Genomic DNA, 22,194 nt, shown 5'->3' with positions numbered 1-22,194 from the left:
GTGTTTGAGGGCATGGCGAACCTGTCAGGAGAAAGAGCCACCTATGCCGCTCAGCCCTGGAGTGCGAAAGCGGATGACGTCCTTATGGCCCAGCCCGTTTTCCGCCAGGCTGCGCTCCGCATCAGGCTGCCAGCGCGTGCCGGATTTGAACCACTCGACGGCTTGCCAGTCGATCCGGGCAAAGTCCGGGTGCGCACCGTAGACCTGCGGCAGCACCTGCGCCGCCAAGGCGCTGAAGGGCATTGGGGCCGGCAGCATCAGGCAGACGGGCGAGCAGAACATGTGGTGGTCTTCCCAGCCGATGTAGAGCAACGGGTCGGCAAAGTTCTCGCGCCGATCTTTGGGCTCGTGCTGGTAGGCGTGGAGTGCGGTGATGCTCATGCTGTGGCCTTTGGGGAGGTGGCTGCCGGGGTGGCGGGGGTGGCTGGCGCTGAACTGCCGCGCCAGAGCGCAAAGTTGCGCTGGTCTTGCGAGCCTTCGAAATCCAGGTTGTCGCGGCCCGCGTTAAAGCCGTACCAGTCGCAAACTGCTGCCAGCGGGTCAAAGCCGGGTTGCGCAGGGTCGCAGCCTTCGGGGAAGCAATGGCCTTGGTAGATCTGATGCACGGGCAGCCAGGCCTGGGCGTATTTCTCTGGCTCGTGGTCGAAGATGTGCTTGCAGCCGTCGCTGCAGAAGTGGTATTTGTCGCCGAGGTAGTCTGATTCGCGGTAGCAGATCTTGCTGGGGTCGCCCGGCTCGGTAAAACCCATGGGTATCTGGCAGGTGGTGCACAGCATGGGCAGCGACCGGTTGTAAAAGCGCCGGCCGGCTTGTTGCTCGCGCCGGTAATGCTCCAGCCTGGGGCGGTAGTACTGGTCGAAGCTGTCGGGGTACTTCTGCGCCAGCCACTGGAGCTCGTCGTCCTCGGGCACCCAGGTGTGGAAGGGCGCGACGGCAGCGTAGTTGTAGAAGATGTTCCAGGCCTGGTGGCTGATGTGGTCCTTGCCTTCGCAAGCCTGCTTCCAGCCCATGGGCTCGCGGATGCCGTAGCGCGCCAGGTCGCGGAACAGCGCGCCGCCGTTTTCTTCGGCGTACATCTCCCAGGCCTCTTTCCAGCTCATCACCCGCTTGGGCAGCATGTAGTCCTGCATCATGCCCACCAGCGTGAGCAGGCGGTAGCCGCGCCAGAACCATTTGTCTATCCAGCGCTGCACGATGGGCACGTTGGCCGGGTCTTGCTCCAGCATGAACTTGATACATTCAATGCCCAGCGTCATATGGCGCGATTCATCGCTTTGTGCCGAAAAACCAAAGGTCACCGTGGACAGATCGCCGTTGTGCGCCGCGCCCGACATGAAGGGCACAAACAGCAGGTTGGTCAGCACGTATTCGAAAGCAAAGCTCACGGCCGTGAGAAATTCGAAGGGCCCGGCCGTCATCGCATCGTCAAAAAAGGACTTGGGTACCGAGAGAAACCAGACGCGGTCGTACCACTGCATGGCGTTGTGCATGCCGTTGAAGTATTTGTTGTAGTGGCTGAGTGCGTGGGTTTCGGTCTGGAAGTGGCGCAGCTCGTCGATGGACTGCATCTGCGCTGCCACGCGGGCACCGGCCCCGCTGAAGTGCCGGCCCACATGGGCAAAGCCACGGTGCGCGCAGTATTCGATGGGGGTGACCGCCTGCAGAAAAAGCTTGATGGCGTTGACGTAGCGCGCATCGCTGATGCCCAACTGGCCGTTGTTTTGTGCAAAGGCCTCGATCACCGCATAGAGCTTTTTCTCTTTTTCGCCCTGGTACTTCCAGTAGGCGTCCATGGTCAGGCGGAATGGGTCTTCCCAGCGGTCCCAGTCGTGGATTCGGATGCCTTCGTAGCGGTCGTAGGGGAAGACCCGGTCCATCGGCTGGTAGCTGGTGTCCCAGGCCAGGTCGCGGGTCATGACGCTGTAGCGTTCTTTGAAACCCAGTTTCTTTTTGATCACGGGGGTGTCCATGGTGTGTCTCCTTGGTGGTGTGGGGGGCTCAGCGGCCCCAGCTCAGCGTGAATTCGTCGTCGTCCTCATCGACGTTGCCGGAGAGCGTGACCAGGCTCACCTGCATTTGCTGCAGGTTGTAGGCTTGGCCGGTGTTGGCTTCTATGCTGGCGCGCCGGATCACCAGGCGCTCGGGGCAGTCGATCTTCACCAGACCGGGGGTGTAGGCGGCGCTTGCCTCGGCGTTGTCCGCCAAGATGGCTTCGACAACAGGGCGTGATTCCTCGTTGTTCTGAAAGGCGATAAAGACCTGAGAGCGCTTGGTTTGGGGCATGGCGTAATGCAATTGGTTGGGGTCAGACATCCAGCCCGGCTTTGCGGGCGCGGGCATTGAGGGCGGTGCGCACATCGGCAAGCGCCTGCTCGGCATTGGCAGTCAGCGCCAAGCCTGCAACCGGCGCCAGCGCGGCACACGCTTGCTCCGTATAGCGGCCATACCATTGGGAAAGCAGCTCGCGGTTGTGCGCCGATTCGGCGGCGGCAATCGTGGTGACTGCGTCTACCCAGCGAGCGGATTCGGTATGCCATTCGGGGATAAAGCTGCTCAGCATGGCCACGGCGGTGCCGCCTTGGAGCGCGAGCTGATCGTCTACGTAGTGGGTAAAAAACAGCGGGTACAGCAGGCCGTCGAGCGCCAGGTTCTGGGCCACAAACAATTCCATCGGGTCTTGCACCACCAGTGTGTCTTCCACATAACGGCGCAGTGTTTGCCAACTGCTGTTGTGCAGCCAATCTTGCTTGCCCGCGGCGAGTGCGGAGCTGCCTTCGAGCGCCAGGCCCAGGCGTGTGAGGTACTGCGCCACACCGAGCTGGTCCATGGCGTGGAGCATGGCTGGCGCTGTGAAGACCGCGCCATAGCCACGAGCACAGATTTGGCTGTTGTTCATGTTGCCGCCAAAGGCCACATGGCGCAGCGGCATCAGCACCGCGCAGGCTTGCGCACGCAGCGCATCGGGCATTTTTTGCACCAGCTGTCGCGATTCGACGAATTGGTAGCTGGCCTCCATGGCGTCTTGCTGGCGTGCGCGCGCCATGGTCCAGGTGGCGTAGTAATACTGGCGCGGGTCGCGCAGCGTGTCCCAGTCTTCCATGACGATGGCGCTGCGGCGCGGGTCAAACAAGGCATAGCCGGCCTCCCAGGTAGGCTGGTAGTGAAAATGCTCGCAAGGCTGCGCGCCCAGCGTGGCTTCCAAGTAGCGCGAGGCAGGTTTGTCGCCGCCGGTGTAGCGGGCCACGCGGTCAAAGGTGTGGCGCAGCGGCTGGATCTCGCGCGCTTGCAGGTCGATGTTCATGGGCTGGCTCCTGTGGTTATTGGCGTGCCGCTCTGGCCGCGGACGGAATGGCGATGTTCTGCTGGCGGCAGAACTGCTCGAAATCGGGCCGCTGGAGCATCAGCTCAACCACCAGCTCCGGCCAGCCCAACGAAAACTCAAATTCCACAAAACCGTTGGCGCGCTCGCGCAGCACTTTGACGCTGCGTTGGCTGAGGTCTGCAATCGGCAGCTCCTGGTGGTCTGCAGTCGTAGCGGAAGCTGTAGCGGTGCTGGCGTCTTTCATTGCGCGCTCCTGGCATGTCGATGCCCATGGCTTTGCACAGGCCGTGCCAGAAACGGCGTGGAGGCGGAAAATATCGATAAAACGCGGGTTATCCCTGTTGGGGAGCGGAGCTTGTGCGCTGGTGAGCCGTGTTGGTGCTCTCGGAGCATGCGCAAATCGGCAAAAAAAGGGTGAGTTGCTGCTGTGCAGCATGCTCTTTTGGTGAGTTTGCGCTGGATCAGATGATGAATTGATCGAGCGCTTCTCGGGTGCCTGGCGCGGGTCATCCCGTATAGGTAAGGACTGGTGTTTTATCGATAGTTCTTGCATGTTTTTGCAGAACCTTCCGATGCCGCCTGATGCCGATTTGCGCAAGCTGCTGCGCTTTTCGAGTCAGGACGGGCTGATCTGGCTGTCGGGGCAGCGCATGCTGCTGCTGCATTCGGCTTCGCTCATGGCCTTGCACCAAGAGCTGATGAACACGCTGGGCGCTGCACATACCCGGCGCGTGCTCATGCGCAGCGGCTATGCCGCAGGCGAGCGCGATGCCCTGCTGGCGCGGCAGGTACGGCCCGACAGCAGCTTGTTCGAGATGTTTGCCGTAGGGCCGCAACTGCATGGGCTCGAAGGCGCAGTGCAAGCAACGCCACTGGTGTTTGAGGTGGACGAAGAGGCGGACCACCTGCTGTGCCAGGTGCGCTGGCAAAACAGCTGGGAAGCCGAAACCCGGCTGCGCGAAAGCGGTGTGCAAAGCGATCCAGCGTGTTGGATGCAGCTGGGTTATGCCTCGGGCTATACCAGCGCTTTGATGGGCAAACAGGTGCTGTTCAAAGAGCTGGAGTGCGAAGCCTGCGGCCACGCGCACTGCTTGATCGAAGGGCGTTTTGTGCACGAGTGGCCTGATGGCGCGCAGCTGGCCAGCGACTACACGCCCGAATCATTGCTGGTGCGGCTGGACGATCCGCCTGCCCACGCAAACGCGTTGCGTGAGAGCCCGCCTGCGCAAGATGTGCAGGGGCCGTTGCTGGGGCAGTCGCCGGCATTTCAAGCCGCGTTGGAGTTGCTGCGCAAGGCGGCACCGACCCAGGTGACGGTGTTGCTGACGGGCGAGACGGGTGTGGGCAAAGAGCGCTTTGCCAGCGCGCTGCACGCCATGAGCGCCCGGGCCAGCCAGCCGTTTGTTGCCATCAACTGCGCGGCTTTGCCGGCCGAGCTCATCGAAAGCGAACTCTTTGGCGCTGAAAAAGGAGCGTTCACTGGCGCCAATGCCACGCGCCCGGGGCGCTTTGAGCGCGCCAACGGTGGCACCTTGCTACTCGATGAATTGGGCGAGCTGCCCATGCCCGCGCAAGCCAAATTGCTGCGGGTGCTGCAGACCGGTGAGGTGGAGCGCTTGGGCGGCAGCAAGCCCATCCCCGTGGATGTTCGCGTGGTGGCCGCCACCAATGTGGACCTGGAGCAAGCGGTGGCGCAAGGGCGGTTCCGGGCTGACTTGCTATACCGGCTGAATGTCTACCCCATCCGGGTGCCGGCCTTGCGCGAGCGGCCGGACGATATTGAGCCCCTGGCCAAACACCTGCTGCAGAAGTTCTCGGCCCTGCATGGCAAAAAAGTGGCGGGCTTGAGCGACCGAGCGTTGGCCGCACTGCGCCAGCACCAGTGGCCAGGCAATGTGCGCGAGCTGGAGAACCTGCTGGAGCGCGGCCTGATTCTGGCGCCGGACCATGGTCTGCTGGATGTGGACAACTTGTTTCCGCAGTGGCAAGAAGGTGGGCACAGCGGCGTAGACGAGCAAGGCTACTTGTGCAGGCTGGCGGCTGCAGCGCCTGCGGGGCCGAAAAAAATGGAACTGCCCGCCCTGTACGAAGCCATGCTTGACCAAGGTCTGAGCTTGCAAACCCTGGAAGAGCGACTGTTGCTGGAGGCCGTTCGCCGAGCCGGCGGCAACCTGGCCGCCGCAGCCCGCGCCTTAGGCCTGACGCGGCCGCAGCTGAGCTACCGCTTGGCTCGCAGCCGCGACCGTGCCCCGACAGACGACGAGAGTTGATACCCCATGGCCAAACGCACCTACGTACAAATCGACTCCATGCTGCAAAGCCAAGGCTTTGGCCCGGGCGAAGTCTCGCGCACCCTGACCGAGCAGACCTATGCGCAGTTGCGCACCGACATCATCGAAGGCCGTTTGTTGCCCGGCAGCAAGCTGCGGGTGGAGTACTTGCGCCAAACCTATGGCGTGGGCGCAGGCACGCTGCGCGAAGCGCTGACGCGGCTGGTGAGCGACGCCCTGGTGTCGGCCGAAGGGCAGCGCGGCTTCCGCGTAACGCCTATCGCCATTGACGAGCTGGAAGACATCACAAGGCTGCGCGTTCACATAGAAACCCACGCACTGCGCGAATCCATCCGCCATGGCGATGCCGCTTGGCGCGAACGCCTGCAGGCGAGCTACGAAGCGCTCTCTACCATGGAGCAGCCACTGACCCGCGACAACCGGGGCCGCTGGGAAGCGCTGAACCTGCGCTTCCACGAAGCTCTGATGGGCGGTCGACCTTCGCCCTGGGCGCAAAAGGTGCTGCGTTTGCTGTCGCGCCACATCGAGCGTTACCGCTCGTTCGCCATTGAGCTGCCAGGCACCGTGCGCGATGTGCATGCCGAGCACCAGGAGATCTACGAACTGGCCCTTGCCGGCCAGGACGCCCGCGCCGCACTGGCCCTGGAAGCCCACATCTGCGCCACACCCCATGAGCTGCTGCGCGCTTTGCGGGAAGGGCGGATTGTGTTGCCTGTGGCTGATAGCTGAAGCCCGCGTATCCCTTTGCCAAACTGTGCTTGAAGTAAACAGACAGCAATTGCGACAGTTGCCTCAGCCCAGCGCCGTATCTAACACCATCATCAGCACAAAGCCCAGCATCAGGCCGGTGGTGGCGTGGAACTCGTGGCCTTGGCGGTGGGATTCGGGGATGATTTCGTGGCTGATGACGAAGAGCATGGCGCCGGCGGCGAAGCCCAGGCCCCAGGGCAGCAGCAGGGCGGAGCTGCCAATGATGGCGGCTCCGATCACGGCACCCACGGGTTCGACCAAGCCTGAGAGCATGCCCAGCAGCACGGCGAAGCCGCGCGTGTAGCCGACCGAGAGCAGGGCGGCGGCGACGACAAAGCCTTCGGGCACGTCCTGAATGGCGATGCCGATGGCCAAGGCGTTGGCGCGCAAGCCCTCGTTGCCGGCGTAGCCCACGCCGATGGCCAGGCCTTCAGGCAGGTTGTGCAAAGTGATGGCAAACACAAACAACCAGGCGCGGCGCAGCTGTTGGGTGCTGGCGCCTTCGCGGCCTTTGATGAAGTGTTCGTGCGGCAGCAGGCGGTCCATCACCAGCAGAGCTGCGCCGCCCAGCAAGATGGCGCTGCCGACCACGCCGCCTGCAGCCCAGGCGCTGCCGCCCAGCACCGATGCGTGGCGAGCCGCCTCCAATGCCGGTAGCACCAAGGAGAAGGCACACGCCGCCAGCATGACGCCAGCGCCAAAGCCAAACAAGGCATCGCGCAGGCGCTCCGAGGGGCGCTGAGCCAGCAGCACGGGCAAGGTGCCCAAGGCGGTGGCGAGCGCGGCCATGCTGCCGCCCAGCAGCGCGTGCCGTACCGAAGGTTGGTGTTGCAAGCCACGCCAGACCAGGGCACACAGCGCAAACACGCCCAGTGCGCAGATGGCCAGGCCGATGCGGGTTTTCAGGCGCAAAGGCGGGCTGCCTGCGGGGGAGACGTTGGGGCTTGCCGGTACGGGTGAATGGTCCATGTTGGTGGCTGACGTTGGTGCGCGTGCGGTGTCTTGTTGGTGGTGCAGGTTCAGTGTTTGGTGGCTGCTGCGTAATACTGGGCGACCACGGCCCAGTCGATCACCTGGTAGAAGGCGGCAATGTATTCGGGCCGGCGGTTCTGGTATTTCAGGTAGTAGGCGTGCTCCCAGACATCGAGGCCCAGAATCGGTGTGTTGCCCGAGGCAATACCGGGCATCAGCGGCGAGTCTTGGTTGGCGCTGCTTTCCACCACCAGCCGGCCTTGCGGGTTGACGCTGAGCCAGGCCCAGCCGCTGCCAAACCGGCTGAGCGCGGCCTGGGTGAATGCGGTTTTGAAGGCTTCAAAGCCGCCCAGTTCGGTGTCGATAGCCTGGGCCAGCGCACCGCTGGGGGTGCCGCCTCCTTTGGGCGACATCACGCGCCAGAACAGGCTGTGGTTGGCGTGGCCGCCGCCGTTGTTGCGCACTGCTTGGCGGCGCTGCTCGGGCAGGGTGGGCAGTTGTGCCACCAGTTGCTCCACGGGCCAGTCGGCATAGGTGGTACCGGCCACCGCAGCGTTCAGGTTGTTGACGTAGGTTTGGTGGTGTTTGCTGTAGTGGATCTCCATCGTCTGGGCGTCGATGTGCGGCTCCAGGGCGTCGTAGGCGTAGTTCAGTGCTGGCAAGGTGTAGGGCATAAGGAGTCTCGTCGGGTGGATAAGGCGGAGCGGTGGCTCAGTGCAGCAAGCTGCGGAGTCACTCCAGCTCTTTGGCGGTGATGCGGTTGGCGTGCATTGACCAGGTTTGCGTCGCCTGAGCGATTGGCGTTTGCTGCGCGGTGGGATGGGTTTGCAGCAGGCAGCTGGTGCCTGTGCGCTTGCACAGTTCTTCGTCGCGCCAAACGCTGCCGTGGCTGATGCAGCCGGTTTGGCAAATCACCAGTTCAGCGGCGCGCTGGCTGTGCAGTTGCATAAGCGCAGCGTTGCCGCCGCTGGCAATTGGCGCAGTTTCAGTTGCTGTGTCGGTTGGCGGCGCAGCTGGGGGCAGCAAGCAGTGTTGCAGCGCCTGTGCTGCCGAGCGCATGGCGACAACAGCCAGTTGCTGGTGCCTGTCCTCGCGCTCCCAATGCAAGGCAGTGTCGCGAGCAATGAGCTGGGCGCGCAAGCGGGTGACGAGCGCTTGCAGCTGCGCAGTCTCTTGCTGATGCGCTTCGGCCTGCGCTGTGCAGCGCTGCTGCAAGGCTGCATAGCGGCGCAATAGCACACCGTGCTCTTGCAGCAGTTGGTCGATATCGGGGAACACGGAGCGTTGGCCTCCACGCAGAGGGCGTCGGGACAGGCCCGGACGCGTGTTGATTGGGATGATGGTTTGCAATACTAAATGAGAATCGTTCGTATTAGATAAAAATCCAGGCTCGCATCAGTGGCTTGTGTCACGCGGTCTGCGCGGCGGGGAAGGCGCAAAAAAGCCCGCTGGCAGCGGGCTTGGAGGGGATGGGCGAAAACTGCGCGGCTCAGAAGGGCAGGCGCAGCATCAGCACAATCACCACGCCGAGCGCCAGGTTCAGCGCTACCAAGGGCCGAATCTGCCCCAGAGCCTTGCCTGCCGCTGCCCAGTCTTGGGCGTTGACGCCAGCGTTCAGGCGTTTGAACAGGGCAAAGCGGATGTGGCCGAACACGGCCATCATCACCAGGCCCAGCGCGGCCATCACGATCCACGAGACCGGTGTGGGTGCTTTGGCGCCGGCTTGTGCAGCCATGCTGTGCACCAGCCCCCACATGCCAAGGCCGCTGATGAGAATCAGCACGATGGCCACCAGCACTGCGGCAAAGAAGCGCTGCAGCACGTCGCGCATCAGTGTCAGGCGCTGGGGTGGTTGCAGCGTGCCCAGAGCCGGGCGCAGAAAGAAATGGGCAAACGCCATGCCGCCGACCCAGACGATGATGGCAAACAAATGGATGGCTTTGAGGCTGATGTAAAGCATGGTGGGCGTTGGAGTTGAATAAGGGCAAACAGCAGCATTATCGCGATGCTGGCCGTGCCGCAGTACCAATGCCCGCGGTCCGCAAAGACCACGCCCCGGCGTGCGACATGCGGGTGCTGCGGCCAGCGCTTTTGCCGCCGCTGCTACGATAAGGGCTTATGTTTTCTCTCGCCTCCCCAAGCTGTTTGCTGGCGCCGACCGGTTGGTTCGGAGGCTCTGCCGTGCGCGACATCTGGCCTTACAAGCCGGTCGCACATTCTCCTGCCCGGCGATAAACCCCCACCGCATTCACGCGCTTCTTCTGCATCGCCGGGCCTTTGAGCTCAGCGCGATGGTGGCTGCACGCCCAGGCTTTGGCAATCAGGGCTCGCGTGCCGCCTTGGCACAGGTTTTGGGGCACGCAGCAGCGCAGCCCTGGCAAGCACAGGAAGACGGACATGAACCAGACCATGGAATTGACCACGCAGTTTCTGCGTTCCAAGAGCCCTTGCGCAATGGGTTTTCGCTGGTATTTGCGCAATTTGGAAAACGGTGTGGGCTACCAGAAAGCGCTGGACGCGCTGGTAGCCGCAGGCCGCATTGACGATGCGGTGTGGTTGCTGGAGAACTTTGGCCCCACCACCGCGGTGCTGGAGCTGGACCGGCTCGATGCCGATGCCCTGGTGTTTGCTGGCAATGTGCGGGTGCGTGGCGATATCGATGTGTCCGGCGCCATCCACATTGGCGGTTCGTTGCAAACCGGTGCGGGCCTGCGCTGCGGCGGCAATCTGGTGGTAGGGGAAGATATCCGTTCGGGCGCGACCATTTTTGTCGGCGGCAAGCTGCAATGCGGCGGCCATTTGCGCAGTGATTGGGGCGTGGATGTGCAGCAGGGCTTGAGCGTAGGCGGGGATTTGCGCGTGGCCTGGGATCTGGTGACGCAGGCTGCCGTCAACGTGCGCGGATCGGCCGTGGTGGGCCAGGCTTTGATAGCAGGCGCGGCTGTGGAGTGCGAGAAGAACTTGCGCGTTGGCGGCGATTTGACAGGCGCCGGCCCGCTGCGCGCCGGCCACGGCATTGCCGTTGGCGGTGCGATTGAGGGTGTGAGCCATATCGAAGCGGGCTGGGGCATACGGGCGGGCCAGCACATCCATGCGCAAGGCGCCATCAAAGCCGGCGAGAGCTTGTCGGCGGGCGATGCCATTTGTGCGGGCGATGGTTACGGTGTATTTGCCGGTCTGAACGTGCAGGAAGACAGCTGGGATGTGAGCGGCCAGGTGTGGGCCGCGCAGCCACCCGAGCGCTTGCGCAGCGGCCGCTGGAGCGGCCCGAGCCTGTTGTGAGGTACAGGCGGCAGCTCAGCAGCCTGTCAAAAAACGCCCAACGCCAAGCCGGCGGCGAGCGCTGCGCCCAGCTCGCGGCAAGCGTTTAAATCTGCTTCGGCAATGTGCTTGGTGGCCAAAATTGCCTCGGGCGTTTGCGCGTGCGTGCAGACGATGATGGGCTCGGCCACCGCCTTCAAGCGCCAACCGGTGGCAATGCGCGCCATTTGGCGGGCGGCGTTGTGGCCGTCGCTGCCCGCGCACACCAGGCTGGCGTAGGCACGGCCGTTGATGCGCTCCAGCACCGGGTAATAACAGCGGTCAAAAAAGTCCTTCATCACGCCGCTGATGGCAGCCAAATTCTCGGGCGTGGCAAACACATAGGCGTTGGCGGCCAGCACATCGTCAGGCTGGGCGTCTTGGGCGCGCAAGAGTCGCACCTGCACGCCGCCCTCAGCCAGGGCGCCGGCCTGTGCGGCTTCGGCCATTTGGCGCGTGCCTTGGGTGAGCGTGTGGTAGACGATGAGCAATTGCGGGGCAGCCATGGCGCGAGCATAGCGGCAAAGCCGCTGTCGTGCGTAAGACAAGGCCAGTCAGCGCGGCCGGGTGCCCATGGTAGATTGGCCCGTCGGACCACTTGCCGCAGCACCGCGGAGCAGCACCATGAGCGATATTTTCGAGCGCGTTTCCACCAGTTTCCATGCCCAGGGCCTGATGCACACCTTGGGCGCCAGTCTGCTGTCGGTCAGCGATGGCGAGGTGCAGATTGCGCTGCCTTACAGCAAGGCGCTGTCGCAGCAACACGGCTTTTTGCATGCGGGCGCAGTCAGCAGCATTGTGGACAGCGCGGCCGGTTACGCGGCGTTGACCAAGGCGCCCGCTGGCCATGAGGTGGTGACGGCCGAGTTCAAGATCAACCTGATGCGGCCAGCGCTGGGCGAGCGCTTTGTGGCCATTGGCAAGGTGGTCAATGCCGGCAAGCTGCTCGCGGTTTGTACGGGCGAGGTCCATGCTTACCAGGCCGGCTCCGATACGCCCAAGATCGTGGCCTTGCTGCAGGCCACGATTGTGCATGTGAAGTATTGAATTATTGACGCCGGACGGCAGCCAGCGCTATGTGCGGACAGTCCGCGCTTGGTGCTTTGGCGCAGCGTTTAACGCGCCACTACACGCACGCGGTGTCCGCCTTGGCGGCGCATCTGGCCAATCCACTCAAAGGTGACGGGCTCGGTGCTGGTGCTTTCAAAGCGCAGCTCGCGGATCAGCACGCTCAGCACGGTGGCCAGCTCTACCAATGCAAAGCTGCGGCCGCCGCAGATGCGCTTGCCCCAGGCAAAGGCCGAGACCATGCCGCTGCCAAAACCCAGTCCTTCCTGAGCGGCGGCGTCCAGATCCGGCACCCAGGGGTTGGCGCGCACCTGCGCTTTGTCGCTGACGCCGATGAGCGACACCACCACCACATCGCCCGCTTGCACGGCGATGTCGGACAGCTGGTCGGCCTCTTTGGCGATGCGCGGGACAAACGGCGCAGTCGGGTACAGGCGCAGCACTTCGGAGACAAAGCAGCGCAGATCGTTGTCGCGGCAAACGGCTTGTTGCAGCGCCTCGGCATCAGCGCCATGGCTGGCGTAAATGGCAGCCATGCCTTGGTGCAAGCGCTCTTGCATGGCCGGGTGGGCCGCTAGCAAATGCAGGGCCCAGCCGACCGAGTACGAGGCGGTGTCGGTGCCAGCGCCGAGCATCATGGTCAGCTCTTTTTCGAGCATGAACTTGGCTTCAGGCTGCTTTTCCGCGTCCAACATGGCTTGCAGCATGGGGCTGGGCGCAGGCAGGCTGCGCAGGCCTTGCAGCGCGCCAAACACGTTTTTGCGCAGCTGCAAAATCTCGCGGATCAGCTCTTTGCTGTTGTGCACGGTGGCGCTGCCGGGCTCGACAAAAGCCCAGTTCGAGGCCAGCTCGGTCAGGCGCGAGGCGCTGTCGTGCGGCATCGGTATCTGCGACAGGTCTACCTCCAGGAACATCTCGACAAAGATGGCGAGCATGTGCTGGTGGATCAGCGCTTCGTCCAGCACCTCGGCGCCTGCTTGGGCGCGCAGTTGCTGCGCCAGGTGCTGCGCATGCTGCTGGCTCACGCTGAAGGCGCGGGCCGGGTCGTAGCGGTTGAAATAGGGCTGGCTCAGCGCCTGGCGGAACTGCCAGGGCTTGCCGTCGTCGGTAAAGCGCGAGTTGCCCGCCACCTGCGAGAACCATTGGTAGTTCTTGAGATAGTTGTCGACATTGCGGCGCATGACGATATCGGCATCGTCCAGGTTCTGGATCACCAGCAGGCGCCGGCCGTCGGGCTGCGGCTGCACTTCATTGCGGCCGCGCTGCTCGCGCGCCATGTCGTACAAATGCTGGCAGAACTGCGAGGTAAAGCTGGCGCCGCCGCTGCGCGCTGGCGCCTTGTTGGGCGTTACCGCCAGCTCCACCACCGTTTGCTGGCCAAAGTTGTTGCTGGCCAAGGTGTCCAGCAAGGTGGCTGCGGTGTCTTGCGCGCTGCGCACCTGGCCGCTGGTTTTGAGGGAGGCGTAGGCGCCCACGGCCGGAAACTGCTCGGCCGATGTGCTGCGCAACTGGTTGTGCATGGCCGTGTCGACCACGCCGGGGTGAATGGCCGCCACGCGCGCGCCATGGGGCAGTGCGGCTTCTTCCAATGCCAGGCAGCGGGTGAACTGGTCCAGCGCGGCTTTGCTGGCGCTGTACGAAGCCAGCGAGCCCAGCGCTTAACGCTCCAGCCCGGCGCTGGATGAGATGTTCAGCACCTTGCATCGCACACCTTGCGCAGCCAGCGCACGGCTGCCTTGCAAGAAAGCGCTGGTGAGCACCATTGGCGCTTCCAGGCCAACGCGCAAGGTGCGGCTGATATCGCCCCAATCGGTATCGGCCAGTGCGGCAATCTGCGCTGGTTGGCTGGCGGCGTTGTTGATAAGGCGCAGCTCTGCATACTGGCCCGCTGGCAGTTGCTGCAACCACTGGCGCAAACGCTGTGCTACGGGTTGCGGCTCGCTCAGATCACACTGCCATTGCTCCAGCTCATTGTGGTGCTCGGCGGCGGCTTGCGCCAGAGAATCGCTGTGGCTGCGCGCGATGTGCAGCACGCTGTTGTGCGGCTGGCGCAGCAAGGCCAAGGCCATGGCTTCGCCCAGGCCGCGCGACGCACCGGTGATGATGGTCAGCGAGGGCGCCATGGCGGTGCTCATGCCTGTGCTTCCAAGGCTTGCAGCAGCTTGGCCAGATCGGCCACGGTTTTGAGGGGAAGCAGCTGCAGCGGGTCGATGGACTGGCCGCTGGCCGATTCCATGCTGACCACGATCATCTCGAAAGACAGACTGTCGATATTGGGCAGGGTGGCAATTGCGTCGTCGGCGCCAATGCTGTCGGCCGGCACCATCAGGCTTTCGGCAATGAGGGCTTGCATTTTGGCGAGCGCTTCGGGGCTCAGGGTTTCGCTCATGGTGCTAGAGGTTCGGTGTTGCAGGGTAGGCGCTGCCGGTGCTGGCCAGAATGCGGATCTGGCCGGCCTCGAAACGCAGGCGCGTGGGTTGTCGGGCCATTTTGCCCGAGGATGTGGTGCTGATGCTGCTGTTGGTCACCATGCAGACGTGGACAGTGCTGCCTGCTGTGGCCGTGGCGGTTTGCGCCAGCGCCTGCAGCGCAGCGGCCAGGCGTGCGTCGTCGATCTCGGTGCCAGCCAGGCTTTTGCGCAGGCCTTTTTCATGCACCAGCAGCACCAAAGCCAGGTTTTTGCCGGGCCGCGCATCTTGCAGCAGCAACAGGTGTTCGGCGGCGACCGCGTGCTCTTGCTGCACGGCGGCTTCGACGTCTTGCGGCCACAGATTGCGGCCGTTGATGACGAGCAAATCTTTGATGCGGCCGGTGATGTACAGGCAGCCATCGCCATCGACAAAACCGAGGTCGCCGGTGCGCAGCGGTGCATCTGCGGGCAAGGCTTGCAGCGCGCCTTGTTGGTAGGTGCCGCTGAGCCGGGCGCTGCCTTGCAGCACGATTTCGCCCTCGTGCAGCGCCGGTAGAACCTGGCCGTCAGCCGACTGGATCTGTAGCTGCCAGCCAGGCAAAGGGCCGCCGCAGCCCACCAGAACCCGTGTCTCGGCGCTGTCTTCGGGCAGCAACTGAACCTGGCCGTTGGCCTGCACCAGCGCGTGCCGCGCCAAGCTGTTGTAAGGCGCGTGGTTGATGGCCACGGCCAGCGTGGCCTCGGCCAGCCCGTAACTGGGTTTGAAGGCCTGCGGATCAAAGCCGTGCGCGGCATAGGCGCTGGCAAAGGCTTGCAGCGCAGCGGCATCGACATAGTCGCCGCCTACGCCGGCAATGCGCAGTGCGGACAAATCAGCATCGGCCGGCACGGCCGCGCTGTGGCGAGCGGCCAGTTGCCAAGCAAAGCCGGGCGCGTAGCAAACAGTGCTGGCGCGCTGGGCCATCAAGCTCGGCCACAAGGCCGGGCGGCGGGCAAAAGCGCTGGGCGCCAAATAATCCACCGGCACTTGCGCGCACAGCGGGGCCAGCACAAAACCGACCAGGCCCATGTCGTGGTAGTAGGGCAGCCAGGAGAAAGCACGGTCGGCTGCGCCGAGCCGCATGCCGTGGCGCAAGATGGCATCGACATTGGCCATCAAGGCGCGGTGCGATATGGCAATGCCTTTGGGCTGGGCGGTCGAGCCGGAGCTGAACTGCAGATAGGCAATGCTGTCCGGCGCGCAATCGGCCGCGCTGATGCGGCGCAAGGGCGAGGTGCTTGCCCGGTTGGCAGCGGGCAGAGGCTCAGTTGGCACATCGCCTTCCAGGGCCAGTAATGCCCAATCCAGGCCCGGCTGCAGCAATGGCAACAGCGCTTGCGGGGCCAGCAGCAAGCTCATGCCAGCAGCTTGCTGCAATTGCAGCAGGTGCTGCCGGTAACGGCCCATGTCTTGCAGCGGTGCAGGCATGGGCAGCGGGCAGGGCACCAGACCCAGGCGCAGGCAGGCGCAGAAGGTGGCCAGAAACCAGGGGCCGGTGGCCGCAACAATGCCTACCCGGTCGCCGGGCTGCAGACCGGGTGCCGCTTGGCGCAGGCGCTCGGCACAGGCATCGCTTTGCCATTGCAGCTGAGCGTAGCTGAGCGCGGCCTCAGTCTGGCCCGAGCCTTGGAACCAGGTGTGCCCTAGTTCGTGGAAAGCTGCCGCATGGTCGAGCGCGGCCAGCAGGTTGGCAAACCCGCCCATCTGGCGCGCTGGCAGCGCGGAGGTGGCCTCGCTCATCTCGCGGCTCACAGGGGTTTGGGGCGCAGCTTCGGGTCCTTGAATACCGAGAGCACCAGCACATCGAGGCGCTGGCCGTCCGGGGCCAGAATCTCTTGCATCAGCTTGCCTTCGCAGACCCAGTGCTGGGTATCGAGCACGGCAAACACGAGGCGGCGGTTGTTGGCCAGTACGCGCGCGGTGATCTTGTCGACCTTGCGGTTGTCGAACAGCTCGTCGCACACCGGAAACCAGGATTCGCGCAGCGCCGCGTTGGCCGATTTGACGTGCGGCGATGCGCCCATGGTGAGCGTGGCCAGCCGGTGCTGCGGGTTGATGCTGAAGTTGTAGAAGCCGAGCAACTGACCGTCGGCCTTGCTGAAGATGCCCAGCATCAGGTTGTCGATGTTGTCAAAGCTGGCGATAAAGGCGCGCAGCCCGTCGAGCGAGAAGTTGAGCGCATTCAGGTTCAGGCCGCGCAGCATTTGTGCGTCGTTGAACCACTGCACGAACTCGGGCGTGACATCGGCAGCGGTGAGGCTGCGCGTGATCAGGTTGGCCGATTCCAGGTGGACGGGGCGGCCGGTGGGCAAGGCCACGGCCGTGCCCGGCGAGGTGAGGGAGATGGTGAAGGCGCTCATGGTGGGCTGGTAGCAAGCACAGGTGGCACGCAGAAACAGCGGTGGTTTAGCCGCGGTTGAGTTGGTGGTGCAGGGAGAGCAGTCGCTGCCAATTGTGCTGCATCGACATGTCGTGCACCGCTACCAAGGCGGCCCAGCCATTGCGGGCCCATTCGGCCAGCACGGCATCGGGCAGTTGGCGGTAGCGATCCATATCGACCGCGCGAAAGCCCGACAAAGTATAGGGCGCGGCGCCCGCCACCAATGGCACACTCGCCTGGCGCGGCACCAGCAACTGGTGCTGTTGCAAGGCTTGCACAAAGGCGTGGGTTTGCTGCGCGTCGGCCACGCACAGCTTGCACAGCTGCACCACGGCCAACAAGGTCTGGTTGGGCTGACCCTGGTAATCGAACAGGGGGCGCGCATCGCTTGCCTCTTGCAGCGGCACCAGTTGGCCGGCGCTGGGGTCAAAGCTCAGCTGGGCGTTCTGGCCATCGGCATCGGGCTGCAGCCAGAACGGGTAGCGGCGCAACCAGGCGGGCAGGTAGCTGCCTTCCAGCCACTGGCCTTGCTCGTTCACAAACAGGTTGCGGCCTTCGACGATGGCGGTCACCGCAATCGGGAAAGCGTTTTCTTCCTGCGGGCTGAAGACGATGGGGTAGTGGCTGGCCGCCACGACAAACTCCGACACACCCAGCGGCACGGCGTTGGCCGTTTGTGCCGCCTGAAATTGCGCCTGTGGTCGCAGCCCGTAGCCCTGGTGCAGGGATGAATCCAGGGTGACCAGTTCGCGGTAGAACATGGGCAACACAGGAGGGCGTGGCGCGGGCATGGAAGGCTTGGGGCTTGGGGCTTGGGGGCAGCGTGGCAGTCATTCGGTCCTTGGATCGTCACAGTGCCGCTCCAGCGCGGCGGCGTCGCAGCATAGCACCAGAAATGGCTGCCATCAACGCAGCAGGCGCAGAGCAAGACCTGCGGGCGCCAAGCTTGAAAGTGGGCCGGCCTGGCACGTGGCAAACGGAAGGCCTGCACAGCAGGCTGTCAATGCAGGTTCGGCGACGGGTTAGCCGAAAAAAGCACCCGAAAAAGCGCCAATGCGAACAATTGGCAGCCCTCGGAGCATGGCTTGGGTGAGCCTCAGCCCGAGCCGATGCGTTGGCCCGCGCCCAGTGGCGAGATTGTTAAAAATGTTGTGGCTGGGCGCTGGCCTTGTCGGGAGCAGGGCAATGCATTACCGATGGTTCAATCACGCCAGTCATACAGCGGCGATTGTTTGGCGCTGAAGCGGGCAATGGCCTCTTGGTGGAAAGCGGTTTCGCGGCACAGGGTTTGGGCCAGGGCTTCTTGCTGGTAAATGTCGGCGCGCTGGCTTTCAAAAGCGCGGTTCATCACGCGCTTGGTGTAGCCAATGGCTTCGGTGGGTGCGCTGGCAAAGCGCTCGGCCAGCGCCAGGGCTTCGGCCAGCACGTCTTCGCCGGTGACGCGATGGGCCATGCCCAGTTGCTGGGCCTCTTGCGCGCCCACCACGCGGGCGGTAAAGGCCAGCTCTTTGGCGGTTTGCAGGCCTACCAAACGCGGCAGCAAATACATGGCGCCCAGATCGGGCACAAAGCCCACTTTGGCAAACACGCAGCAGAACTTGGCCGAGGGCGCGGCCAGCACAAAATCGCCCGCCAAGGCGAGCGACAGGCCGGCGCCGAAAGCGCTGCCTTGCACGGCGGTGATGACGGGCTTTTCCAGATCGAGCAGTTCATCGAACCAGCGGTGCAGATCGAGCATGCGGGCGCGGCTGTCGAACACGTCTTGCTTGCCGGCCACGGTGGCTTGCATGGCCTTGATGTCGCCACCCGAGCAAAAATGGCCGCCAGCGCCGGTCAGCACCACGGCTTTGATGTTGCGGTCATCGCGCACCTGGGCCACGCGCTGGGCAAACTCGGTGCGCATGCTGTCATCAAGCGCATTGCGGGCTTGGGGGCGGTTCATGGTGAGCACGGCGGTGCTGCCGCGCAGCTCAAAAGTCAAAGAGGTCATGGCTGGTTCAAACTCAAACAGGGATGTCAGGGTGGCGGCCTTATTCGGCCTTGATCTCCAGCCGCTTGGCGACCGGAATCCAGCGCTCACGCTCGGAGCGAATGAAATCGCCCCATTCTGCGGCGCTTCCGGCGAGCGGCTGGGCACCTATGCGACGCAGCTTGTCTTGCACATCGGGCTTGGCCAGTGCCTGGTTGACAGCCAGGTTCATGCGCTCAATAGCGGCGGCCGGTGTGCCGTTGCGAGCCACCAGGCCAAACCAGGCGCTGGCTTCGGTGCCGGCAAAACCCAGCTCTGCCAGAGTGGGGACCTGCGGCAGCTGCGGAAAACGCTGGTTGTCCAAAATAGCGAGCGGCACAATGCGACCGCCAATGGCTTGTTGCATGGAGGACGGCAGTGCGTCGTACATCACATCGACATTGCCGCCCATCATGCTGGTGATGGCAGGCGCGCTGCCGGCAAACGGTACGTGGGTGACTTTGAAGCCGAGGCGGTCGCTGGCGTATTCGCCAGCCAGGTGTGTGATGTTGCCGCTGCTGGCTGAGCCCATGGTCAGCGGTTTGCCTGCTTGTTGTGCTTGCTGGGCCTTGGCTACCAGCGCTTTGACGTCGGCCGCGCCCAGGTCTTTGCGGGTGACGAGCAGCAGCGGTGCTTTGCCCAGACCGACCACGGGCACAAAGTCTTTGGCTGGGTCGTAGCTTATCTTGGCGTAGATGGCGCTGTTGATGACCAAGGGCGCATTGGAGCCGACGAAGAAAGTTTGCCCGTCGGCCGCTGCGCGTAGCACGGTTTCGGCGGCAATCATGCCAGCGGCTCCGCCTTTGTTCTCTATCACGATGGCTTGGCCGCTGGCCTGGCCCACATCGTTGGCCACAATGCGCGCAATCTGGTCGGCGGCGCCACCTGCAGGATAAGGCACGACCCAGCGCAAGGGCGCATCGGCCGCCAGCGCCGGCCAGGTAGTGAGCAAAGCAGCGACTGCGGCCACGGGGCCCAGAGCTTGTAGAAATAGGCGTTTTTGCATGGGGCTGTCTCCTTGGTGTCCGGTGTGCCTTGTTTGGCAAGGTCGTTGTTCGCATGCAGGCGGGGCCGAGGGCCAGCGCAGCTCCCGCTGCGCTTGGTGAATCGTTTGCAGGCTAGGGCGGTTTGGCGAAGGCGTCCAATATCAAAATGCTCTCAGCTGATAGGTTTCGCGACAGGGGTTTTGCCCGTATGCTCGTTGGCAAAACTGAAGGAGCCATGCCATGACAGCATTTTTGAAATACGAGCAAAGCGGCCATGTGGTCACCCTGACCATGTGCCAACCCGAGCGCCGCAACCCCTTGACCGGGAACACGGCGGTGGACGAGTTTTTGCAGGCGATCGAGAAAATCCGCGCCGACAGTTCGGTGCGTGCGGTGATTCTGACCGGCGAAGGGCCGGCGTTTTCGTCGGGCGGCGATATCAAGACCATGCAAGAGCAGTCGTTTGGCGACGTGGACGGCATGCGCATCCGCGAAGACTACCGCCAAGGCATTCAGCGTTTGCCGCTGGCGCTGTTCAACCAGGAAGTGCCCACCATTGCCGCCGTCAACGGCCCGGCCGTGGGCGCGGGGCTGGATTTGACCTGCATGTGCGATCTGCGCATTGCCTCGGACAAGGCCAAGTTTGCCGAGAGCTTTGTCAAAGTGGGCATCATCCCCGGCGACGGTGGTGCCTGGTTGCTGCCGCGGGTGATTGGCATGTCGCGCGCTGCCGAGCTGTCTTTGACGGGCCGCATGATTGACGCCGCCACCGCCTTGCAATGGGGCCTGGTGTCGCAAGTGGTGCCGCACGAGGAATTGCTGCAAGCGGCCAATGCGCTGGCGCTGGAGATTGCAGCCAACCCGCCGCAAGTCACCCGCATGACCAAGAAGTTGCTGCGCGAAGGCATGCACCAAAGCTTGGCTTCGATCTTGGAACTGTCGGCTGCCTACCAGGCACTGGCACACCAAACGGCCGACCACCGCGAGGCGGTGAGCGCCTTCTTGGAAAAGCGCAAGCCGGAGTTCAAGGGCTGAGGCCTGGTATTACGATCCAGGCCTAGGTTTCCAATCTGGGCAGGCTGGCTAGCCACACAACCCAAGCCGTTGCTCTGATTGGGGGCCTGGATAAAACAGCTGCTGCAGCGCAAAACTGCGGCAGCTGTTTTTTTATAGCTGCCTCTGCCGCTATTCAGTACTGTTCGTGCCGATGCGATGGCCACTGCCCGCGCTGCGCGCTAGATGCTGCTTGTGAGGTGACAGGGCGGTTGCTAGGCTGATTGCGCAGCCTGCTTCAGCAGTGCTGGCGTTCCAAGCGCTCCAGGCGTTCGAGCTCGGCGCAGATATCGGCCATGCTGCCTGTCATGGCCCAGCGCATGCCGCGCTCGCGTTGCAGGCTGCTGGGTTTGGCCCAGTAGCGCTTGATCGAGGCATCGTTGGCGGCCTGGGCGCTGCAGCGCTGCACCGACAAAAAGCTCTGTGGCGCTGCAGCCGTGGCTGGCAGGCGGCGGCGCGTGGCGGGCTTGCGCGGCAGGCGAATACGGTCAATCGGGCGTTGGCTGGGTTCTGGCTCTTGCACGGGCTCTTGGGCAGCCGCCTGGCTATCGGTATCCAGCAGACTCAGTTGCTGGCTGGTGGCGCGGGGGGCGGCAGAAGATGCTGCCATAAAGCAATGCACCTGCGCTGCGTGCTGGCTGTCGTTGGCGGCGCCAGTGCTGGCTTTGCGGCCGCGGCGAGCGTTGAGGGTGGTGGCGCGCTGGAGCATTTGGACAATGGGCTGGCCAGCGACGAGCGAGAAGGGCGCGAGCGCGCGCAATGCTGCAGACATGAGCATGGAAACTCCTGGGTGTACGGGTGACAGCAGGATTGCTCTAGGCGAACGCCGACCTCAGGGTTGTGGGTGAGGGCCCACAACGCCCGCTACCTGAGGCTGGGTTGGATTCTATTTACAACTGTTTACATCAGCATCGTGTTACGTATTAACCCTACTGCGATGCCTTCAATCTCAAATGGCTCGCCGGGTTGCACGACGATGGGCAGGTAATCTGGGTTCTCGGCCAGCAGCTCGATGCCCTCTTTGGTGCGCTGCAGGCGCTTGACGGTGACGTCATCGCCGAGGCGGGCCACGATGATCTGGCCGTTGCGTGCCTCGCGTGTGGCTTTGACGGCCAGCAGATCGCCATCCATGATGCCGGCATCGCGCATGGACATGCCGCGCACTTTCAGCAGGTAATCGGGTTGCTGCTGGAACAGGCTGCCTTCCACGCTGTAGGTTTGGTCTACGTGCTCTTGCGCCAGGATGGGCGAGCCGGCAGACACGCGCCCAATCAGTGGCAGGCTGAGCGAAGCCAGGGTTTGCACAACGCGGCTGACAGGCGCACTGCCAGTACGCGCCAGCGGCGATGCAAAGCGCGTGCCGCGGGCGGTGTTGATGGAGCGCACCGTGCTGTTGACCAGGCGGATGCCGCGCGAGGTGCCGCTGACCAGCTCGATCACGCCTTTACGGGCCAGTGCCTTGAGGTGGTCTTCTGCCGAGTTGGCCGATTTGAAGCCCAGCGTGCTGGCAATCTCGGCGCGGGTAGGCGGTGCGCCGGTGCGCGAGATGGCGTTCTGGATCAGGTCCAGAATTTCTTGTTGGCGCGCGGTCAGTTTGGGATGGTCTCGCATAAG

The 22,194-nt window shown here is 63.6% G+C and carries 24 protein-coding genes and 1 pseudogene; 5 read left to right on the top strand and 20 right to left on the bottom strand.

Annotation, left to right across the window (positions count from 1 at the left end; all coding sequences use genetic code 11):
- Window positions 1-24: 24 nt before the first annotated feature.
- From ACFIQF_RS14975 to ACFIQF_RS14955, 5 genes are read right to left on the bottom strand one after another with little or no spacing between them, the layout of a single operon-like run.
- On the bottom strand, window positions 25-381 hold the full coding sequence (locus ACFIQF_RS14975) for a phenol hydroxylase subunit P4 (protein ID WP_393944050.1): 357 nt from the start codon (window positions 379-381) through the stop codon (window positions 25-27).
- Window positions 378-1,970 (bottom strand): aromatic/alkene/methane monooxygenase hydroxylase/oxygenase subunit alpha, encoded by a 1,593-nt coding sequence (locus ACFIQF_RS14970; RefSeq protein WP_393944049.1) that lies wholly within the window; start codon window positions 1,968-1,970, stop codon window positions 378-380. Before ACFIQF_RS14970 ends, ACFIQF_RS14975 begins: the two co-directional genes overlap by 4 nt.
- Window positions 1,971-1,998: 28 nt before the next feature.
- Window positions 1,999-2,313 (bottom strand): MmoB/DmpM family protein, encoded by a 315-nt coding sequence (locus tag ACFIQF_RS14965; protein ID WP_393944047.1) that lies wholly within the window; start codon window positions 2,311-2,313, stop codon window positions 1,999-2,001.
- On the bottom strand, window positions 2,306-3,301 hold the full coding sequence (locus ACFIQF_RS14960; protein ID WP_393944046.1) for a ferritin family protein: 996 nt from the start codon (window positions 3,299-3,301) through the stop codon (window positions 2,306-2,308). Before ACFIQF_RS14960 ends, ACFIQF_RS14965 begins: the two co-directional genes overlap by 8 nt.
- Window positions 3,302-3,317: 16 nt before the next feature.
- Entirely contained in the window at window positions 3,318-3,875 is a 558-nt protein-coding gene (locus tag ACFIQF_RS14955) for a phenol hydroxylase subunit (protein ID WP_393944044.1), read from the bottom strand.
- Window positions 3,876-3,894: 19 nt separating this feature from the next.
- On the opposite strand from ACFIQF_RS14955, the gene ACFIQF_RS14950 reads away from it, so the two are divergent.
- Together ACFIQF_RS14950 and ACFIQF_RS14945 are read left to right on the top strand one after the other, a co-directional pair.
- On the top strand, window positions 3,895-5,592 hold the full coding sequence (locus tag ACFIQF_RS14950; RefSeq protein WP_393944043.1) for a sigma 54-interacting transcriptional regulator: 1,698 nt from the start codon (window positions 3,895-3,897) through the stop codon (window positions 5,590-5,592).
- A 39-nt stretch (window positions 5,593-5,631) separates the two neighbouring features.
- Window positions 5,632-6,342 carry a GntR family transcriptional regulator gene (locus ACFIQF_RS14945; protein WP_393944188.1) on the top strand — a complete coding sequence of 237 codons (711 nt, stop codon included), beginning with the start codon at window positions 5,632-5,634 and terminating at the stop codon, window positions 6,340-6,342.
- Between the two features lie 63 nt (window positions 6,343-6,405).
- Here ACFIQF_RS14945 and ACFIQF_RS14940 read toward each other — a convergent pair whose 3' ends face one another.
- The 4 genes from ACFIQF_RS14940 to ACFIQF_RS14925 form a co-directional block, all read right to left on the bottom strand.
- Window positions 6,406-7,332, bottom strand: coding sequence for a ZIP family metal transporter (locus ACFIQF_RS14940; protein WP_393944041.1), 927 nt, complete (start codon window positions 7,330-7,332; stop codon window positions 6,406-6,408).
- A 50-nt stretch (window positions 7,333-7,382) separates the two neighbouring features.
- Entirely contained in the window at window positions 7,383-8,009 is a 627-nt protein-coding gene (locus tag ACFIQF_RS14935) for a superoxide dismutase (RefSeq protein WP_393944040.1), read from the bottom strand.
- A gap of 58 nt (window positions 8,010-8,067) precedes the next feature.
- On the bottom strand, window positions 8,068-8,613 hold the full coding sequence (locus ACFIQF_RS14930) for a hypothetical protein (RefSeq protein WP_393944038.1): 546 nt from the start codon (window positions 8,611-8,613) through the stop codon (window positions 8,068-8,070).
- 211 nt (window positions 8,614-8,824) lie between these two features.
- Entirely contained in the window at window positions 8,825-9,295 is a 471-nt protein-coding gene (locus tag ACFIQF_RS14925) for a CopD family protein (protein WP_393944036.1), read from the bottom strand.
- 437 nt (window positions 9,296-9,732) lie between these two features.
- On the opposite strand from ACFIQF_RS14925, the gene ACFIQF_RS14920 reads away from it, so the two are divergent.
- Window positions 9,733-10,617 carry a hypothetical protein gene (locus ACFIQF_RS14920; RefSeq protein WP_393944035.1) on the top strand — a complete coding sequence of 295 codons (885 nt, stop codon included), beginning with the start codon at window positions 9,733-9,735 and terminating at the stop codon, window positions 10,615-10,617.
- A gap of 26 nt (window positions 10,618-10,643) precedes the next feature.
- On the opposite strand, the gene ACFIQF_RS14915 is transcribed toward ACFIQF_RS14920, so the two are convergent.
- Window positions 10,644-11,141 (bottom strand): flavodoxin family protein, encoded by a 498-nt coding sequence (locus ACFIQF_RS14915; protein ID WP_393944033.1) that lies wholly within the window; start codon window positions 11,139-11,141, stop codon window positions 10,644-10,646.
- A gap of 118 nt (window positions 11,142-11,259) precedes the next feature.
- On the opposite strand from ACFIQF_RS14915, the gene ACFIQF_RS14910 reads away from it, so the two are divergent.
- Window positions 11,260-11,682 carry a PaaI family thioesterase gene (locus ACFIQF_RS14910; protein WP_393944031.1) on the top strand — a complete coding sequence of 141 codons (423 nt, stop codon included), beginning with the start codon at window positions 11,260-11,262 and terminating at the stop codon, window positions 11,680-11,682.
- A 68-nt stretch (window positions 11,683-11,750) separates the two neighbouring features.
- On the opposite strand, the gene ACFIQF_RS14905 is transcribed toward ACFIQF_RS14910, so the two are convergent.
- The 8 genes and pseudogenes from ACFIQF_RS14905 to ACFIQF_RS14870 all read right to left on the bottom strand — a co-directional run bounded on the left by ACFIQF_RS14905 (window position 11,751) and on the right by ACFIQF_RS14870 (window position 19,547).
- Window positions 11,751-12,980 carry a cytochrome P450 gene (locus tag ACFIQF_RS14905; RefSeq protein ID WP_393944186.1) on the bottom strand — a complete coding sequence of 410 codons (1,230 nt, stop codon included), beginning with the start codon at window positions 12,978-12,980 and terminating at the stop codon, window positions 11,751-11,753.
- Window positions 12,981-13,076: 96 nt separating this feature from the next.
- A pseudogene (locus ACFIQF_RS14900) lies at window positions 13,077-13,826 on the bottom strand (SDR family NAD(P)-dependent oxidoreductase); the annotation flags it as partial.
- A gap of 8 nt (window positions 13,827-13,834) precedes the next feature.
- A complete protein-coding gene (locus ACFIQF_RS14895) occupies window positions 13,835-14,092 on the bottom strand; it encodes an acyl carrier protein (RefSeq protein ID WP_393944029.1) in 258 nt (85 codons plus the stop codon).
- Window positions 14,093-14,096: 4 nt separating this feature from the next.
- Entirely contained in the window at window positions 14,097-15,893 is a 1,797-nt protein-coding gene (locus ACFIQF_RS14890; protein WP_393944027.1) for an AMP-binding protein, read from the bottom strand.
- Window positions 15,894-15,901: 8 nt separating this feature from the next.
- The gene (locus ACFIQF_RS14885) at window positions 15,902-16,513 is read right to left on the bottom strand and encodes a GNAT family N-acetyltransferase (protein WP_393944025.1); all 612 of its coding nucleotides are present in this window, start codon (window positions 16,511-16,513) and stop codon (window positions 15,902-15,904) included.
- Between the two features lie 46 nt (window positions 16,514-16,559).
- Window positions 16,560-17,324, bottom strand: a complete 765-nt coding sequence (locus ACFIQF_RS14880) for a SapC family protein (protein ID WP_393944023.1) — start codon at window positions 17,322-17,324, stop codon at window positions 16,560-16,562.
- Window positions 17,325-17,734: 410 nt separating this feature from the next.
- Window positions 17,735-18,523 carry an enoyl-CoA hydratase/isomerase family protein gene (locus ACFIQF_RS14875; protein ID WP_393944022.1) on the bottom strand — a complete coding sequence of 263 codons (789 nt, stop codon included), beginning with the start codon at window positions 18,521-18,523 and terminating at the stop codon, window positions 17,735-17,737.
- Window positions 18,524-18,563: 40 nt separating this feature from the next.
- On the bottom strand, window positions 18,564-19,547 hold the full coding sequence (locus tag ACFIQF_RS14870) for a Bug family tripartite tricarboxylate transporter substrate binding protein (RefSeq protein WP_393944020.1): 984 nt from the start codon (window positions 19,545-19,547) through the stop codon (window positions 18,564-18,566).
- A gap of 220 nt (window positions 19,548-19,767) precedes the next feature.
- Here ACFIQF_RS14870 and ACFIQF_RS14865 point away from each other — a divergent pair, with 220 nt between their 5' ends.
- On the top strand, window positions 19,768-20,562 hold the full coding sequence (locus ACFIQF_RS14865; RefSeq protein ID WP_393944019.1) for a crotonase/enoyl-CoA hydratase family protein: 795 nt from the start codon (window positions 19,768-19,770) through the stop codon (window positions 20,560-20,562).
- A 256-nt stretch (window positions 20,563-20,818) separates the two neighbouring features.
- Here the strand turns inward: ACFIQF_RS14865 and ACFIQF_RS14860 are convergent, their stop codons facing one another.
- Window positions 20,819-21,352: a hypothetical protein gene (locus tag ACFIQF_RS14860; protein WP_393944017.1), complete on the bottom strand. Its 534-nt coding sequence runs from the start codon at window positions 21,350-21,352 to the stop codon at window positions 20,819-20,821.
- Between the two features lie 128 nt (window positions 21,353-21,480).
- Window positions 21,481-22,191, bottom strand: a complete 711-nt coding sequence (gene lexA, locus ACFIQF_RS14855; protein WP_393944015.1) for a transcriptional repressor LexA — start codon at window positions 22,189-22,191, stop codon at window positions 21,481-21,483.
- Between the last annotated feature and the right edge of the window lie 3 nt (window positions 22,192-22,194).

The organism is Comamonas trifloxystrobinivorans (genome assembly GCF_043359985.1).
Lineage (GTDB): Bacteria > Pseudomonadota > Gammaproteobacteria > Burkholderiales > Burkholderiaceae_C > Comamonas > Comamonas trifloxystrobinivorans.
This window is presented reverse-complemented; position numbering and strand designations above follow the sequence as displayed.